This window comes from Paludibacterium yongneupense DSM 18731, assembly GCF_000422925.1.
In the GTDB taxonomy this organism is placed as follows: Bacteria; Pseudomonadota; Gammaproteobacteria; order Burkholderiales; family Chromobacteriaceae; genus Paludibacterium; species Paludibacterium yongneupense.
The window spans coordinates 195,872-212,416 of record NZ_AUGZ01000004.1 but is presented as its reverse complement, the minus strand read 5'-3'; the positions used below and the strand labels follow the sequence as shown (position 1 = coordinate 212,416).

General features: G+C 62.1%; 17 protein-coding genes. 6 read left to right on the top strand and 11 right to left on the bottom strand.

The window, feature by feature from the left end:
- Window positions 1–264 precede the first annotated feature (264 nt).
- From G520_RS0101085 to G520_RS0101070, 4 genes are all read right to left on the bottom strand, one after another.
- Window positions 265–879: a PEP-CTERM sorting domain-containing protein gene (locus G520_RS0101085; protein WP_028534058.1), complete on the bottom strand. Its 615-nt coding sequence runs from the start codon at window positions 877–879 to the stop codon at window positions 265–267.
- Between the two features lie 333 nt (window positions 880–1,212).
- Window positions 1,213–2,613 carry an AdeC/AdeK/OprM family multidrug efflux complex outer membrane factor gene (gene adeC, locus G520_RS0101080; protein WP_028534057.1) on the bottom strand — a complete coding sequence of 467 codons (1,401 nt, stop codon included), beginning with the start codon at window positions 2,611–2,613 and terminating at the stop codon, window positions 1,213–1,215.
- A 1-nt stretch (window position 2,614) separates the two neighbouring features.
- Entirely contained in the window at window positions 2,615–5,770 is a 3,156-nt protein-coding gene (locus G520_RS0101075) for an efflux RND transporter permease subunit (protein ID WP_028534056.1), read from the bottom strand.
- Complete coding sequence (locus G520_RS0101070) at window positions 5,770–6,942, bottom strand: efflux RND transporter periplasmic adaptor subunit (RefSeq protein WP_028534055.1); 1,173 nt, start codon at window positions 6,940–6,942, stop codon at window positions 5,770–5,772. The genes G520_RS0101075 and G520_RS0101070 overlap by 1 nt, the downstream gene beginning before the upstream one ends.
- A 253-nt stretch (window positions 6,943–7,195) precedes the next feature.
- On the opposite strand from G520_RS0101070, the gene G520_RS24705 reads away from it, so the two are divergent.
- The gene (locus G520_RS24705) at window positions 7,196–7,816 is read left to right on the top strand and encodes a TetR/AcrR family transcriptional regulator (RefSeq protein ID WP_028534054.1); all 621 of its coding nucleotides are present in this window, start codon (window positions 7,196–7,198) and stop codon (window positions 7,814–7,816) included.
- Window positions 7,817–7,819: 3 nt separating this feature from the next.
- Window positions 7,820–8,614: a type I methionyl aminopeptidase gene (map, locus tag G520_RS24700; RefSeq protein ID WP_028534053.1), complete on the top strand. Its 795-nt coding sequence runs from the start codon at window positions 7,820–7,822 to the stop codon at window positions 8,612–8,614.
- A gap of 12 nt (window positions 8,615–8,626) precedes the next feature.
- Here map and G520_RS0101055 read toward each other — a convergent pair whose 3' ends face one another.
- Complete coding sequence (locus G520_RS0101055) at window positions 8,627–8,908, bottom strand: hypothetical protein (RefSeq protein ID WP_028534052.1); 282 nt, start codon at window positions 8,906–8,908, stop codon at window positions 8,627–8,629.
- Window positions 8,909–9,049: 141 nt separating this feature from the next.
- Here G520_RS0101055 and G520_RS0101050 point away from each other — a divergent pair, with 141 nt between their 5' ends.
- From G520_RS0101050 to G520_RS21020, 4 genes are all read left to right on the top strand, one after another.
- The gene (locus tag G520_RS0101050; RefSeq protein ID WP_028534051.1) at window positions 9,050–9,250 is read left to right on the top strand and encodes a SlyX family protein; all 201 of its coding nucleotides are present in this window, start codon (window positions 9,050–9,052) and stop codon (window positions 9,248–9,250) included.
- A gap of 43 nt (window positions 9,251–9,293) precedes the next feature.
- Window positions 9,294–9,878 carry a sigma-70 family RNA polymerase sigma factor gene (locus G520_RS0101045; protein ID WP_051228784.1) on the top strand — a complete coding sequence of 195 codons (585 nt, stop codon included), beginning with the start codon at window positions 9,294–9,296 and terminating at the stop codon, window positions 9,876–9,878.
- A complete protein-coding gene (locus G520_RS0101040) occupies window positions 9,875–10,069 on the top strand; it encodes an anti-sigma factor family protein (RefSeq protein ID WP_028534049.1) in 195 nt (64 codons plus the stop codon). Before G520_RS0101045 ends, G520_RS0101040 begins: the two co-directional genes overlap by 4 nt.
- 330 nt (window positions 10,070–10,399) lie before the next feature.
- Complete coding sequence (locus tag G520_RS21020) at window positions 10,400–11,653, top strand: autotransporter strand-loop-strand O-heptosyltransferase (RefSeq protein WP_036664939.1); 1,254 nt, start codon at window positions 10,400–10,402, stop codon at window positions 11,651–11,653.
- Here the strand turns inward: G520_RS21020 and G520_RS0101030 are convergent.
- From G520_RS0101030 to sctR, 6 genes are all read right to left on the bottom strand, one after another.
- A complete protein-coding gene (locus tag G520_RS0101030) occupies window positions 11,650–12,561 on the bottom strand; it encodes a LysR family transcriptional regulator (protein WP_028534048.1) in 912 nt (303 codons plus the stop codon). The two genes, G520_RS21020 and G520_RS0101030, sit on opposite strands and share 4 nt — an antisense overlap.
- A gap of 24 nt (window positions 12,562–12,585) precedes the next feature.
- Window positions 12,586–13,611, bottom strand: a complete 1,026-nt coding sequence (locus G520_RS21015) for an LD-carboxypeptidase (RefSeq protein WP_084637394.1) — start codon at window positions 13,609–13,611, stop codon at window positions 12,586–12,588.
- Between the two features lie 109 nt (window positions 13,612–13,720).
- On the bottom strand, window positions 13,721–14,797 hold the full coding sequence (locus G520_RS0101020) for an EscU/YscU/HrcU family type III secretion system export apparatus switch protein (protein ID WP_028534047.1): 1,077 nt from the start codon (window positions 14,795–14,797) through the stop codon (window positions 13,721–13,723).
- Window positions 14,794–15,561 (bottom strand): type III secretion system export apparatus subunit SctT, encoded by a 768-nt coding sequence (sctT, locus tag G520_RS21010; RefSeq protein WP_036664937.1) that lies wholly within the window; start codon window positions 15,559–15,561, stop codon window positions 14,794–14,796. Before sctT ends, G520_RS0101020 begins: the two co-directional genes overlap by 4 nt.
- Window position 15,562: 1 nt before the next feature.
- A complete protein-coding gene (locus G520_RS0101010) occupies window positions 15,563–15,832 on the bottom strand; it encodes an EscS/YscS/HrcS family type III secretion system export apparatus protein (RefSeq protein ID WP_028534046.1) in 270 nt (89 codons plus the stop codon).
- Window positions 15,833–15,836: 4 nt separating this feature from the next.
- Window positions 15,837–16,517 carry a type III secretion system export apparatus subunit SctR gene (gene sctR / locus G520_RS0101005; protein WP_051228782.1) on the bottom strand — a complete coding sequence of 227 codons (681 nt, stop codon included), beginning with the start codon at window positions 16,515–16,517 and terminating at the stop codon, window positions 15,837–15,839.
- Between the last annotated feature and the right edge of the window lie 28 nt (window positions 16,518–16,545).

Genomic DNA, 16,545 nt, shown 5'->3' with positions numbered 1-16,545 from the left:
GTTCGAAAGCACCGAGCCGGCGCCCGTCTCTCTTTCATCCAGCCAGCCACTCCACACCGCCGGTGGCGACCATGATCGCGCCGCGCACGCCGCAAACGGCAGGCATGGGATGCGTCCGCCCGGGGCTTGGGGGCGCTCGGCCCCTTCAGCCGAGTGGTGCAACAACGCCACACTGGAGTCCTCGTGAAACAAAAAGAACCCTTCCATATCTGCGGAAGGGCCGGGGAAACCGTCGACGGGAGCCTTCCCGCCACAGCAGCTCATTCAGTGCAGGATCTGACGCCGGCGCCGACGCAGCAGCAGGCCGAGCAGCCCAGCTCCCAGCAAGGCATAGCCCTCGGGCTCGGGCACGGGGGTGACCACCTGAATATCGTCGAAAACGATGCCGTTGAGGCTGTCATGACTCAGAAATGAAACGCTGTCGATACCGTAGAAATTGAACGCGACCCGCTCCGGCACGGTGGTGCTCAGAGAAACGATCTGATCGTAGAGCACGATGCCCGCGTGCTTTGCCTGGACTTCGACCGTGAGATTGGGAAAATTGGTCGCCGTCATCCAGGCGCCGAGCAAGTCGAAAGTGCCGTTGGTGGCAGCAAAACTGCCGCTGCCGCCATTGCCCAGGATCGCGACGTTGTCGCCGGAAATCCGTCCCGCCAGCGGGGGCGAGCCCGGCATATAGCCGGTGGGATTGAGCACAGAAAAGCCGGCGGACCAGTTGAACCCGGCATAATCCGATGCCAACGATTGGCCCCAGGTCGGCTGGAGTACGACATCGTCGAAGTTGAGGGTACGGGTCGCCGCCCCGGCGAGCAGGGGAAGCGCCAGTAGCAGGGTGAGCAAAATCCGCGATGCGTGGAAGGAAATGCTGTTCAGCCTCATCTCAAGTCTCCTTGTGCGTTACCATGGGCCGGGGTGTCGAGGCACCCGATGGCAGTTGCCACCGTGCAGCGGAAAGCTCCGTACTGCATGCTCCATTCACGGGAAAGAGAGGGTGGCGCCGGATATCGCGTCCCGCTCCCTGTATCGCAATCTAGCCGCAAGAAGACGACGCCTGCCACGGCTGCACGCACAAGACGGGAAAAATACGCGCTACCGGTTAGGCATATCGCTTGAAACTTATGCCGGATTTACCCGACGGGACCGTCCCGCAGGCAAAAAAAAACGCCGCCCAACGAACATGGCGGCGTGGAACGGAAAAATGAAACCGAAAGATCAGTCCTGATCCTTCACCCCGCCACCCAGTACTTTGTACAGAGTGACCAGGTTGCTTGCCCGCGACAGCTGGACCGTGATCAGGTTCTGCTGCGCGCTATACAAGGAGCGCTGCGAAATCAGCACCGGCAGATAGCCATCGACGCCGTTGCGGTAGCGCGCTTGCGCGAGCACATAGCTGCGGCTGCTCGCATCGACCAGCGCGCGCTCCGCGTTCTCCTTGTCGCCTAGCGTCGCATGTTCCGCCAGCGCGTCCGCCACTTCCCGGAATGCCGTCTGGATGCCTTTCTCGTAATTGGCGACCGCGATATCGGTCTCGATCTTGGCCACATCGAGGTCGGCGCTCAGACGTCCCGCCTCGAAGATCGGAATGCTGATCGACGGCGAGAAACTCCAGGTCCGCGACCCCGACTTGAACAGGCCGGACAGCTGGCTGCTGCCGCTGCCGACGCTGGCGGTCAAGGTAATGCTAGGGAAAAAGGCCGCACGCGCCGCACCGATGTTGGCATTGGCCGCCTTGAGCTTATGCTCGAGCTGGCGAATGTCGGGACGGCGCTGCAACACGTCCGAGTTGACACCGGCCGGGACATCGGCCACGGCATCGCCCAGCGACTGCAACGGCATCAGCCCGGCCGGCAAGGGCGTGCCCATCACCAGCTCCAGCGCGTTCTGATCCTGCGCGACCTGGCTGGTATACGTCGCGACCGAGGCCCGCGCCGATTCGACCGACGTCTGCGCATCGCTCAGATCGAGCGCCGTCGCCACCCCGAGGTCGAGCCGGCGTTGAGTCAACTGCAACGAATCGGACTGGCTCTTGAGCGTGTCCTGCGCGAGCTTCAACTGCTCCTGATCGGACGCCAGAGTCAGGTAATCGGTCGCGACTTCGGCGATCAGGCTGATGCGGCTGCTGTCCCGGGCTTCGGCCGTCGCCAGATAACTCTCCAGCGCCTGGTCTTTCAGGCTGCGCAAGCGGCCGAAGAAATCCAGCTCATACGAACTGAAACCGAGGCCGACGCTATAGTCGCGCGACACATACGGCTGGCCGGTGCTGGACAGGGTTTTCGGCGTCAGGCTCGCGCTCTGTCCGCCCGTGGCCTTGACGGTCGGGAACAGGTCGGCGCGCGTGATGCGGTACTCGGCACGCGCCTCCTCGATGTTCAGGGCGGCCACGCGCAGATCGCGGTTATTGTCGAGGGCAAGCTGGATCACCTGGCGCAGGCGTTCGTCCTTGAACAGCGTTTTCCAGCCGATATCCGCCGCCTCGCGATCGCTCGCGCCGGCCGGCGCGCCCTGCCAGCCGGCCGCGACCGGAGACGCGGGACGCTTGTAGTCCGGGGCCAGCGTACCGCATGCCGTCAACAGCGACAGCAGCAGTGCGGCCGGGATTAGGGTTCGTGTCATATCAATGTTGCTCCGAGTCGACATGCTCTATCGTGCCTTCCGCGGCCGCCGGCGCTTTCCTGTCGGCAAAGAAACCACGCACCATGACGAAGAACAGCGGAATAAAGAAGATGCCGAGGAAGGTGGCGGAAAGAACCCCGCCCAGCACCCCGGTACCGATCGCGTTCTGGCTGCCCGAGCCGGCACCGTGACTGATCGCCAGCGGCAGCACGCCCAGACCGAAAGCGATCGACGTCATCAGGATCGGGCGCAGCCGCAGCCGCACCGCCTCCAGCGCCGCCTCGACCACCGACAGACCGTGCTCCTGCTGCGCCTTGGCGAATTCGACGATCAGAATCGCATTCTTGGCCGACAAGCCGATCGTGGTCAGCAAGCCGACCTGGAAGTAAACGTCGTCAGACAGACCGCGCACGGATGCCGCCAGCAGCGCGCCGACGATGCCGAGCGGCACCACCAGCATGACAGAGAACGGAATCGACCAGCTCTCGTACAGCGCAGCCAGGCACAGGAACACCACCAGCATCGAAATGGTATACAAGGACCCCGTCTGCGAGCCGGCCATGCGTTCCTGATAGGATTGACCGGTCCATTCGAAGCCGATGCCGGGCGGCAGCTTGGCCGCGATTTCTTCGACCGCATCCATCGCCTGCCCCGAGCTCAGACCCGGCCGCGGCTGGCCGAGAATCTCGACCGACGACACGCCGTTATAGCGTTCCAGCCGCGACGAACCGAAGTCCCAGTGCGATGTCGAGAACGAGGAGAACGGCACCATATCGCCCGTGCTGTTACGCACGTACATACGATCGATATCGGACGGCAGCATGCGGAACGGGGCGTCGGCTTCCAGATACACCTTCTTCACCCGCCCCTTGTCGATAAAGTCATTGACGTAATCACCGCCCCAGGCAATCGACAGCGTGTTGCTGATATCGGAGACCGAAATGCCCATCGCCTTGGCGCGCGCATGGTCGATATCGAGCCGGAACTGCGGCGTATCGTCCTGCCCGTTCGGCCGCACCGCCACCAGACGCGGGTCCTTGGCCGCCATGCCCAGGAACATATTGCGTGCTTCAACCAGTTTGTCGTGGCCGACGCCGCCGCGGTCCTGCAACTCCAGGTCGAAACCGCTGGAGTTGCCCAGCTCGATCACCGCAGGCGGCGCAAAAGCGAACACGGACGCATCGCGGATCTGCGACAGCGCAGCCATCGCACGTCCGGCCACCGCCTGTACGCTGAGGCCCGGAGCGGTTCGTTCCGACCAGTCCTTCATCCTGACGAATGCCATTGCCGTATTCTGACCGTTACCGCTGAAACTGAACCCGGCCACACTGAATACCGACGCCACCGCATCCTTTTCTTTGTTCAGGAAGTAGTTCTCGACCTGATCCACCACCTTCAGCGTACGCTCCTGCGTCGCGCCAGCCGGCAGCTGGATCTGGGTGAACATGATGCCCTGGTCTTCTTCCGGCAGGAAGGAGGTCGGAATGCGCATGAACAGCACCAGCATCGCGACAACCAGCACGCCGTAAACGATAGCCCACCGCACCGTCTTCTTCAGAATGCCGCCGACCATGCGCTGATAGCGCGCGCTGCCGCTGTCGAACTGGCGGTTGAACCAGCCGAAGAAGCCGGTATGGTGCTTTTCGTGATCCTTCTCGACCGGCTTGAGCAAAGTCGCGCACAAGGCCGGGGTCAGGATCAGGGCCACGATGACCGACAAGGCCATGGCCGATACGATGGTGATCGAGAACTGACGGTAGATCACCCCGGTCGCGCCGCCGAAGAAGGCCATCGGCACCAGCACAGCCGACAGCACGAGCGCGATGCCGATCAGGGCGCCGGTAATCTGCTGCATCGACTTCTTGGTCGCCTCGTATGGCGACAGCCCCTCCTCGCTCATGATGCGCTCGACGTTCTCCACCACCACGATGGCATCATCGACCAGCAGGCCGATCGCCAGCACCATGCCGAACATGGTCAGGGTGTTGATCGAGAAGCCGCAGGCCGACAGGATGCCGAAGGTACCAAGCAGCACCACCGGCACCGCAATGGTCGGAATCAGCGTCGCCCGGAAGTTCTGCAGGAACAGATACATCACCAGGAACACCAGCACGATGGCTTCGCCCAGCGTCTTGACCACTTCTTCGATCGAGATCTTGACGAAAGGCGTGGTGTCATAGGCCACAACGTCTTTCATGCCGTGCGGATAGAACTTTTCCAACTCGGCCAGCTTCTTCTTGACCAGCGTCGCGGTGCTGAGCGCGTTGGCGCCGGTGGCCAGCTTGATGGCCAGACCCGCCGCCGGTTTGCCGTTGAAACGCGAAACGACGTCATAGCTTTCGCCGCCCAGGCCGATGCGCGCGACATCGCCCAGATGCACGGTCGAGCCGTCCGTCTTGCTGACCAGCAGAATCTTGCGGAACTCCTCCGCCGTCTTCAACCGGGATTGCGCGGTGATGGTCGCGTTAAGCTGCTGCCCCGGCACCGCCGGCGTTCCGCCCAACTGGCCGGCCGACACCTGCGTGTTCTGAGCGGAAATGGCGCTCTCCACGTCGCTCGGCGTCAAGTTGTACTGGTGCAGCTTGTCGAGATCGAGCCAGATCCGCATCGCGTACTGCGAACCGAACAGCGTGATGTCGCCGACGCCGGGCACGCGGCTGATCGGGTCCTCGATATTGGTGGCGATATAGTCGGACAGGTCGATACGACTCATGCTGCCGTCTTCGGAGACGAAGCCGGCGACCATCAGGAAGCTCGACGTCGACTTGGTCACCGTCAGGCCCTGATTCTGCACCGCCTGCGGCAACAGCGACATGGCCAGCTGCACCTTGTTCTGCACCTGAACCTGGGCGATGTCCGGATTGGTGCCGGCGTCGAAAGTCAGCGTGATCGTGGCCGAGCCGCTGGAGCTGCTCGACGCGGACATATAGCGCAGACCATCGATACCCTTCATTTTTTGTTCGATCACCTGGGTGACCGAATCTTCCAGCGTTTTGGCCGAGGCCCCCGGATAGCTGGCGCTGATCGACACCGCGGGCGGCGCGATCTGCGGATATTGCGAAATCGGCAAGGTGCTGATCGACAAGGCGCCGGCCAGCATGATGACGATCGCGATCACCCAGGCAAAAATCGGACGATCAATAAAAAAACGCGACATTATTTAGCCCCCGAAGCCTCTGAACCGGCTTGAACATTACTGGCCGGAACAGGATTGACCACCGCACCGGGACGCACGCGCTGCAGGCCTTCGACGATCAGCTTGTCGCCGGCGACGAGCCCGCTGCTGACCAGCCACTTGTCGCCGATGGCGCGGTCGGTCTTGACCGAACGCGAGACGACCTTGCCGTCGGCGCCGACGAGCATGGCCACCGCATTACCGGCGTTATCGCGCGTAATGCCCTGCTGAGGCACCAGAATGCCCTTGCTGCTCTGCGCTTGTTCCAGGACCGCATGCACATACATGCCGGGCAGCAGATCATGCTTGGGATTGGGGAATACTGCGCGCAGGGTGACGGCTCCGCTGGTCTGGTCGACGGTGACATCGGAGAATTCGAGCTTGCCTTCCAGCGGATAGGGCGAGCCATCTTCCAGCGTCAGCTTGACCCGCGCCTGCGTATCGCCGGCCTTTTGCACGAGCCCGCTGGCGATCGCCTGCTTCAGCCGCAGCAATTCGGCACTGGACTGGGTCACGTCGACATACATCGGATCGAGCTGCTGCACCGTAGCCAGTGCCGTGCTCTGGCTCGCGGTGACCAGAGCGCCCGGCGTCACGCTGGACTTGCCGATGCGGCCGGAGACCGGCGCCGTGACGCGGGTATAATTGAGGTTGATGCGTGCGGTTTCCACCGCGGCCTTGTCGGCGGCGACATCGGCCTCATCCTGCTTGAGTGCGGCAAACGCGTCGTCATAGTCCTGCTTGCCGACGGCATTGATGGCGACCAGTTCCTTATAACGCCCTTCTTTCAGCTTCGCCGATTGCAAGGTCGCCTCGGCCTTGGCCAGGGCGGCGACGGCGCTGTCATAGCTGGCCTTGTAGCTGGCCGGATCGATCTGATACAGCGTTTGTCCGGCCTTCACATCGCTGCCTTCCTGGAACAGACGCTTCTGGATGATGCCGCCGACCTGAGGCCGGACATCCGAGACCAGGAAAGCCGACGTGCGCCCGGCCAGTTCGCTGGTCAGTGCAACCTGTTGCGGCTGCACCACAACGATGCCGACCTGTACCGGTCCCGTTTGCTGCGGCATGCCTTGTTGCTTGCCGCAAGCGGCGAGAGCCGCGGCGACCGCCAGGGCGATCGTGGATACGAAGACGCGTCTTGTTATTTGCATACTGCACCTCTAGAAATTGAATCGGCAGGTCCACACCCGGCTGCTCGTCGAGCCGGGACCGAATCGGGCCCGGGCTGTCACCCGGCGAAATAGAATGAATGTTCGATCTAGTTCGAGCGTTCATTCTATGGTAGCCTTTGTCCCAAATCAAGAAATTAAATTGCATTTGTAACTAAAGAAACGTAAATTGCCGCCGCCTCCCCGGTCGATGCTTCGCCGCTGCGAACATGCCTTGCCGAAGAAAGAAGATAGAATGATAGACAGAGAAAGCAGGCAGGACATGCCTGACCGCAGCGCCAATCGACGGCACCAGGTCCTCGACGCCGCGTCCGTCTGTTTCCGCCAGAAAGGCTTCCACGGTGCCAGCATGGCGGAGATCGCCCGCGTCGCCGGAATGAGCGTCGGGCACATTTATCATTATTTCGAAAACAAAGAAGCGATCATCACGGCCATCGTCGAGAACGACGTCAATCGCATACAGGGGCTGATCGCCAACCACCAGAATGCGACCGATACCGTCGAATCGATGGTGAACGACATCGATTTCGAGGCCGAGTGCCTTAACCACGACAATACCGCACTGCAGGTGGAAATCCTGGCCGAAGCCGGGCGCAGTCCCAAAGTCGCCGCCATCGCCCGCCAGGCGGACAAAGTGCTGTGCGAAGAGTTCCGCAAGCTGGTGCAGCGCTGCGGCAGCGACGAACGGGTGGAGGCGCGCACCGAACTCATCTCCGCCCTGTTCGAAGGCATCACGTTCCGCTCGCTGCGCAGGCAGGACCTGGACTTCACGACCATCCTGCCACTGATGAAAGGGGTGATTCGGCTGCTGCTGACGGATAAGGTGCAAGCCGAACCGCAAGTGAAGAAAGCCTGACACATGAATGTGACACTAAAAACCGCGGCCGATCTGGAAAAAATGCGCGTCGCCTGTCGGCTCGCCTCCGAAGTGCTCGACGGCATCGCGGCCATGATACGCCCCGGCATCAGTACCGAAGCGCTCGACGACTGGTGTCGCCATCATATCGAAAGCGTACAGCACGCGGTGGCCGCCAATATCGGCTACCACGGTTTCCCGAAAACCCTGTGCACCTCGCTCAATCACGTGGTTTGCCACGGCATTCCCTCGCCGCGCGACATTCTGCGCGAGGGCGATATCGTGAATATCGACGTGACCGTGATCAAGGACGGCTGGCATGGCGACACCAGCCGCATGTACCGCGTCGGACAGATATCCGCCGCCGCCGAGCGCCTGGTCGAAACCAGCTACCGCGCCATGCTGGCCGGCATCCGCCAGGTCCGTCCCGGCGCCACGCTGGGCGACATAGGCCATGCGATCCAGAGTCTGAGCGAAGAGGCAGGGTTCTCCGTGGTCCGCAACTATTGCGGACACGGCATCGGGCAACGCTATCACGAAGATCCGCAGGTGCTGCATTACGGCAAGGCGGGCACCGGCCTGGTATTGAAACCCGGGATGGTGTTCACCATAGAACCCATGATCAATGCGGGCCGGGCCGGCACCGAAGTCCTGACCGACGGCTGGACCGTGGTCACCCGCGACCGCTCCTTGTCGGCACAATGGGAACATACGGTCGCCGTGACCGGGGACGGAGTCGAAATTCTGACGCTGGCCGCGGGCGAGCATATCGACGGCTTGCCTCGCGCCAGCCGGTAGCGCACGAGGCGGCTAGCCGATCTTGTGCGCGAGCAGCGCCAGCACCAGCAGACACGCGACGGAGGCGGCGACCCCCGGCAACAGCAAGCGGCCGAGCCGGGGATCGCTGCGGCGGCGTGCGACAGCATAGCAACTGGCGGCCAGTGGCCAGGTCAACACAATGGCCAGCACCCAGCCCCACTCCCGCTTGCCGATGGCGGTAATCAGGGCAAACAGCAGACCGATGAAGGCCGCGCTCAATCCCAGGCCGAAGACGACTACCAGCACGACCACCATCCCTTGCGCCAAATCCATTTTATATTCCAATCGCATCGATATCGGCATTATCGCAGCCTCCCGGCGGTATTGCACCCACCCGCCCCGTTTCTGTAGTTTACACTGACGCCTTACCCGGCACGCCCGCGTGGACGACGCGCCCGCAACAAGGAAATGAATATGGAATCACGCCTCGACGAACTGGAAGTCCGCATCGCCTTTCAGGACGATCTGCTCGACGCACTCAATCGTACCGTCACCCGGCAGCAGCAGGAGATCGACTTGCTGCAGCAGCAGCTACGCCTGCTGTACCAGCAAATCCGGCAGGAACCGGGTGAAGGCGGCGCTCCGGGTGCGCACGAAGTCCCTCCTCACTACTGATGCCGAGCGCAGCGCGACCCGTTGCGTTTCGACAGGAGATAGCGTGCCACTGACACATGGCTGGAACGCCGGCGACGTCGAAGACGTGCGTCGCGACATGGTGCGCTTTGCCCTGCTGCAATTGCGCGACGAGGCGATGGCCGAAGACGCGGTTCAGGAGGCCTTGCTGGCCGCCATGACGGCCGAGCGCTCTTTTGCCGGTCGCGCCGCGTTGAAAACCTGGATCTTCGGCATTCTCAAGCACAAGATCGCCGATCTGCTGCGCCAGCAGCGCCGCACGGTCAGCGTCGCGCCGCATGATGAAGACGAGAGCCTGGACGACGCTTTCGATGCCTTGTTCAAGGCGAATGCGCATTGGTCGCCCGAGAGCCGGCCGCGCGATTGGGGCGACCCGGAAGGTTCGCTGCAGCAAAGCCAGTTCTGGCGGATTTTCGATATCTGTCTGACGGGGCTGCCGGAAAATACCGCACGCGTATTCATGATGCGAGAATTTCTGGAGCTGGGAACAAAGGAGATCTGCGCAAGTCAGGGACTGAGCAGCAGCCACTGCCACGTGATTCTCTACCGCGCGCGCATGGCTCTACGCCTGTGTCTGGAAAACCGCTGGTTCGATGGAGAGCGGCAATGAATTGCAGGCAAGCAAGCCGACTGCTGTCGGAAGCCCTTGATCATCGACTGCGGCCGGCCGACCGCCTGCGGCTGCGGCTGCACCTGCTGATGTGCACGGGCTGCACCCGCTTCGGGCGGCAAGTGCGGTTTATGCAACGCGCGAGCCGACAGTACATCCCGGGCGGCGCGAAGCCGGGCAAGCCGGATTGACGCTTTTATGCGCAACGCACGCAAAAAAACGGCAGGCCACAAGGCCTGCCCGAATCAATCACAAGGGACACTCTCGTAGAGAGCATCGAGGGTAAAGTCGTCAAGGGTGAACAAGACGAACTAGATGCGTGCACTGTAGCCGCTCGCTTCGCCACTGGCCAGTACCGATTAGCAATGCATCAATGCATAACTTGCATAGTTACCCTTCCTCTGTTTCTTCCAAAATTTTTCAATGACAATCTTGTATTCTCTCTTGGGATAATTGACAATAAACAGCATCAACTGTTTAAACGAAATAATCGATCAGCGCTGAGCGCCAGGGAGAAGCAAATGACGGATCCGGTAGCAAGCAGCGAGAAACAGGCCGAAGCCAGGAGCGAGACCGCAAGTGCCGCCCCCTCCCCCCGTCCGCCGGCCTTCCCCCCTCCTCCCGAGAAGCCGACCCAGCAAGGACCGCTGGGACTGCTCTACGACTTCAATGACGGATGCAGACTGTTTCTTCCGTCCGGTAGCTGGCATGTGCAACTGACCGACATCGACACCGGCAACATCCTGTTCGATACCGACAGCGATGGCGGCTATGTCATGAGCAGTAAGAAATATTACGTTCGCTTCGGGATCGAGGTTTGGAAACGCGGGGAGACAAGCAGTCTGTTCCAGCACAAGTACGACGCCCGAGGCAAGAACGTCCGCATCCAGTTCCCGGTCGGGACGCTGGGCGACATGATGGCGTGGTTTCCCTACGCCGAAGTGTTCCAGGAACAGCATCAGTGCCGGCTGACCTGTGCGCTGTCCGAAACGCTGATAGAGCTGTTTCGAGAAGGCTACCCGCAGCTCGATCTCGTGGGGCACAAGAAAGAATACGAGACGGATTGCTACGCGACCTACAATATCGGCCTGTTTTTCGACGATACGGAATGCGTGCGCCAGCCCTGCGACTTTCGCCTGGTCGGCCTGCACAAGACATCGGCCTACATACTGGGAGTCGACCCGCAAGCGCGCAAACCGCGCATCGCCATTGCCGCGGGAAGGCAAATCGAGGAACCCTATGTCTGCATCGCGGTGCAAAGCACGACTCAGAGCAAATACTGGAACAATCCGAACGGATGGCTGGAGACGGTGCGCTTTCTCAAGCGCCGTGGCTACCGCGTACTCTGCATCGATCAGAAAAAGACGCATGGACAAGGGCTGACCTGGACGCATCTTCCGCACGGCGCAGAAGACTTCACCGGCGATCATCCGCTGGCAGAGCGCGCGGCACTGCTCAAACATGCGGACTTTTTCATCGGACTGTCGAGCGGGCTATCCTGGCTGGCCTGGGCGGCAGGAACACCGGTGGTCATGATCAGCGGCTTCACCCACCCCAGCAACGAATTCCACACCCCCTACCGCGTCATCAACTATCACACCTGCAACAGTTGCTGGAACGATCAGCACCACCGCTTCGTGCACGACGATTTCTTCTGGTGCCCGCGGCACAAGGACACCCCGCGCCACTACGAATGCACGCGCCTGATCACCGCCGAGCAGGTGTTCGCCGTATTGCGCACGATTCCTGGCCTGCGCGCGGAAGCAGCGGCCTAAACCGCCGGATAAATGCCGGCCAGCGCTTCCCACACCGCATCGAGCGCCGGTCGGCGGCGTTTCATGTCGCGATAGAGACGGATTTCCATCCCCACGCTCCAGCGCGCATCGCCGGCCGCGGCCAAGCGCCCGGCCGCGACTTCGCGCGCGGCGGTGCTATCGGGCAGAAAAGCCACGCCATGCCCTTCCAGCACCATATTTTTCAGCCCTTCGGCCATATCGGTCTCGTAGCGGAGGTCGAGATGCGGCGGCTCGGGCGCCGCCTCCAGGATCAGTTCGGTCATCAGGCGAAAATAGGCATCGGCGGCATAGCCGAGAAACGGAAGTTCGGCCCCCTGTGCGCCGGGAAAGCGCAGCATCGGCTCGCCCCGCTCATCCGATTGGGCGTAGGGTCGCAGCCACTCCTCTCCCAGGCGCAGGCCGGCATAGCGCTCGCCGGCCAGCTCGACCGGCTGCTTGGGATGGTGGTAGCACATGAGAAGATCGCAGCCTCCTTCGACGAAGGCCAGCAGCACGTCGTGCACATTGCTCGCACGCAGGCGGCAGGGCAAGCCGCCAAAGCGCCGCTCGATCTCGGACAACCATTTCGGGAAAAACGAAAACGATAGGGTATGCGGCACGGCGAAGCCGACGGTATCGTCGGGCAGGGGCTTCATGCCCTGCAACAGGGCCCGCGTGGCGTGAATCTGGTTGAGCATTGTCGCCGCCTGCTCCAGAAAGACCTCGCCGGCCGGCGTCAGCCGGGTCGGATAGCTGCTGCGGTCGATCAGATCGCAACCTGCCCAGATTTCCAGCGCCTTGATACGGCGGGAAAAGGCGGGCTGGGTCAGGTGGCGCGCCTGGGCCGAACGCGTGAAACTGCCGGTTTCCGCCAGCACCAGAAAATCTTCCAACCATCGGGTTTCCATCGCGACTCCGTCTCGACCGCGGGTTCAGACACTCAAAGCCGCGAGCATACCGGCCGGGGCCGGGCAACGCAATGTCGGGTACCCGCTCACCGTCAGCGCAAAACCGTCTTCACGCATGGCGAGCCGCGCCATGGCGCCGATAGGAAGCGGAACGATATCGGGCACATGCCCGATCGGTAGCCCGGTTGCGATCGGCAACTTCAGACGCGCACGGAGATTGTCGAGCACCGTCTCCAGAGTGAACCCCTCCGGGTCATAGCCATCTTCCTTCATATTACTGAAATGGCCGAGCACGATTGCGCTCTGGCGGGCGAGAATGCCGGCATCGAGCAGTTGGAACAGCAGGCGCTCGATCCGGTAGACGTCTTCGCCCACATCCTCCAGAAACAGAATGCCGCCGTCGACGGCCGGCATCCACGGCGTCCCGGCCAGCCCGGCGACCACCGACAGATTGCCGCCCCACAGAACCCCTTCGACCTGTGCACTTTCCGACTGCACGGTATTCACGTCGACAGTGAATTCGGGGGTGGTCAACACTCGCTGCCACCACTGCATGGTGAACGCGCTCGTTGTCTCGCGCGCGAAATCGCCGTACAGCATGGGACCGGAAAAGGACACCACCCCGCCCTTCGCAAACAGTGCCAGTTGAACCGCCGTGATGTCGCTATACCCGGTCAGCACGGTGCCCGCCTCGATCAGACGCGGGCAGAGCCGGTCGTAATCGATCTCGTCGAGCAGGCGCACGGCCCCGTACCCGCCCCGGGTCGCGAGCATGACGTCGGGCGGTGCGACCGAGGCGGCCAAAGCATTGAGATCGGCCAGACGTTCCGCGTCGCTGCCGGCGAAACGCTGGAAACGGCGCTGGATGCAGGCCCGATTGCCGATGCGAAACCCGGCCCGCTCGAGGCGGGCAATGCCGCGTTCGGCGCGGCCCCTGTCGCCAAGCGGGCCGGCCAGCGCCATCAGGCGCAGGGTCGGACCGGTCGCCGCGGCAGGCGCCGCAGCAGGAAAAGAGGTCGGGGCGGCGCAGCCGCCTATCAATGTACTCATGCCGATAACCGTGCCTAACTGAAGAAGGTGGCGGCGCGCAAGATCGGTCCCGCCGTCTGCGCCGCCGCCGTCGGAGTTAATTAACACCGATCGCGGCGGCTTTGACAAATCATTCTTCATCGTGTTCGTCCGTCCCGTCGGGGTCATGGTCGTAGGGCAGATCCATGACTGCCCGCAGCAGGCGTGCCACCGGATCGAACAGCTCGGGAGAGATGAAATCGCCCGGCGCCACGCCAGAGATCAAGCGACGCGCCAGCGCAATATCCTCGACCACCGGAATGCCCGCGCGTTCGGCAAGGCGCACCATATGCCGCGCCATGGCGTCGCGGCCTGTTTCGACGACTTGCGGCAAGGGCGTCTCCCCGATCCGATAATAAAGGCATACCGCAATGCGAGTGGGATTTTTTACTAGAACAGTGCTGCGTGCCACATTGGCAGCCAGGCTACCGCTTTGCACTTCGCGATGCAATTCGCGGCGCTTGTGCCGGATATCGGGGCTGCCTTCCGCATCCTTGTACTCCTGCTTGAGCTCTTGCTTGCTCATCCGCAGCTGCTTCATCACGCTGAAACGCTGAAACGCATAATCGCCGATGCCGAACAGAACGTAGAACGCCACCAACACCGCCCACATCCAGAATACCAGGCGCACCGTGACCTCGAGACCGCATGACAGCGTACACGCAGGCAAATAGCGAAACGATGCGGCGTAGCGTTTCAACAAATAGCTGAAGATCACGCCAAGCAGCACCACTTTGGCCAGGGATTTCCCGAATTCGAATACGCTCTTGAGCGAGAATAGCTGCTTGGCGTGCGACAGGGGGCTAATGCGCGACAGCTGCGGCTTGAGTGCCTCCCCCGCCAGCAGCGGGCCGACCTGTGCCGCACCGGCGACGATGCTGCCGGCGATGATGAGCAGCGCGAGTGTGCCGAGGAAATCCATGCACAGCGCAATGACGGCATCCAGGATACGGGCCGCCGCCACTTCCACCGGCTCGGCGACGACATCGATCGTCAGCACGATCAACCCACGCAAGGCATCGAACAGTGCCCCGCCCTTGAACATGAAAAAACCGAGTGCGAGCGCGACTTGCACGCCAGTGACGATCTCGGCGCTGCGCACCACCTGCCCCTTGGCGCGCGACTCGCGCAAGCGCTTGGCCGAGGGTTTCTCGGTTTTCTCGCTCACCCCGCCCCCGACCACAAGGGGACAAACAAGGAGGCAAAATCGCGCATCCGCGCGAGCAGGGGAGCGAACGCATAATTCAGCACCAGCAACAGCATTAACAGGCCGAGCACACTCTTGATCGGCATGGATAGAAAGAAAACGTTCAACTGCGGCGCCGAGCGATTGACGAAGCCGAGCGCCAGATCGACCAGCAGCATGATGATCATGGCCGGCATGGCAAAACCCAGTCCCAACTCGAACAGCAGTTGCCACTGTCCGATGATGAAGGCGGGAACATCGATCCGCATGAAGGCGCTACCGCCTGGCGGCAGAAAACGATACGAGCGATAGAGCGCCGTTAAAAATTGATGGAACCCGCCACCGATGAGAAACAACACGCCCAGCGCCTGCGAAAACAGGATGCCGACCAGGGCAGACGGACTGCCTAGCGCCGGATTGAGGGCGCTTGCCATCGATGCGCCGCGCATCGTGTCTATGATATAGCCGGCGCAGTCGACCGCCCAGAAGGGTATCGCCGCGCAGAAACTGATCACGAGCCCGATGGCGAACTCGCAGGCGAGCGCACAGATCAGGGCGAAACCGCTCGGCACGGGCAGTGCCGCCCCCGCCGCCAGCACCGGCGCGGCCAGCGCCAGCGCCAGACCGTTGCGCAGCAGACTGCCGCCCAGCGCAGCGCTGCCGAACATGGGCAGCAGCAGCAAGGCCCCCAGCGGGCGCATCAGGCTCAACGCCAGCAGCGGCAGCCATCCGGTCGCGCCCTCCATCTCAGCTCCCCATCCGGCTGATCAGCCCGAAGCTGCGACTGGCGTAATTGAGCAGGCTGCCGCCCATCCAGTGATAAGAGAGAAACAGCGTGAGACAAACCGCCATCAGCTTGATCAGAAACTGCACGGTCTGATCCTGCACCTGGGTCAGGGCCTGCAGCAGGCTGACCAGGATGCCGACCACCGAGGCGACCAGCACCACGGGCAGCGACAGCAGCACGACCAGCCATAGCAGTTCGGAGGTCAGCTGGATCAGCGTGGCTTCGCTCATGGGCTCAGACGTAGGACAGCAGCAATTGACCGATCAGCTTCTCCCATCCGTTCATCAGGACGAAGATCAGCAGCTTGAACGGCAAGGCGACGGTCATCGGCGACACCATCATCATCCCCATCGCCAGCAAAATATTGGACACGATCAAATCGATCGCGATGAACGGCAGATAAAGCAGAAGACCGATTTTGAATGCCTCGGTCAATTGGCTGACGGTAAACGCAGGCAGCATCACCAGCAGCGAATCCTCGCTCAAACGCGCCTGGTCGTGCGCAGGCCATAGTTCCCGCCCCGCGCTGGCAAAGAACCGGACCTGGGCAGGGGCGGCATGCTTGCGCAAAAACGCGCGATAGGGCTCCAGCACACCATGATCAAGCCGCTCGAAGAAGTCCGGTGCTTCGAGCGCGACAGGCTCGACCGCCACCCGCTCGCGGATCTCGAAGCCGACCGGCGCCATGATGAACAGGGTGAGAATGAGGGCCAGGCCATAGATGGCGATGTTGGGCGGAATCTGCTGTACGCCGAGGGCATTGCGCAACAGGGAAAGCACGACCGCCAGCTTGAGAAACGAGGTCCCCATCACGACCAGCAACGGCAGGATGGACAGCAGAAACAGCAGAATGATCAGCTGCAGGGGGTGGTCGGCAAAGCCCAAGGCAGACTCCGGCAATCGCGAATGGATCATTGTCGCCCCCTGCCGACATGCCCCCCAT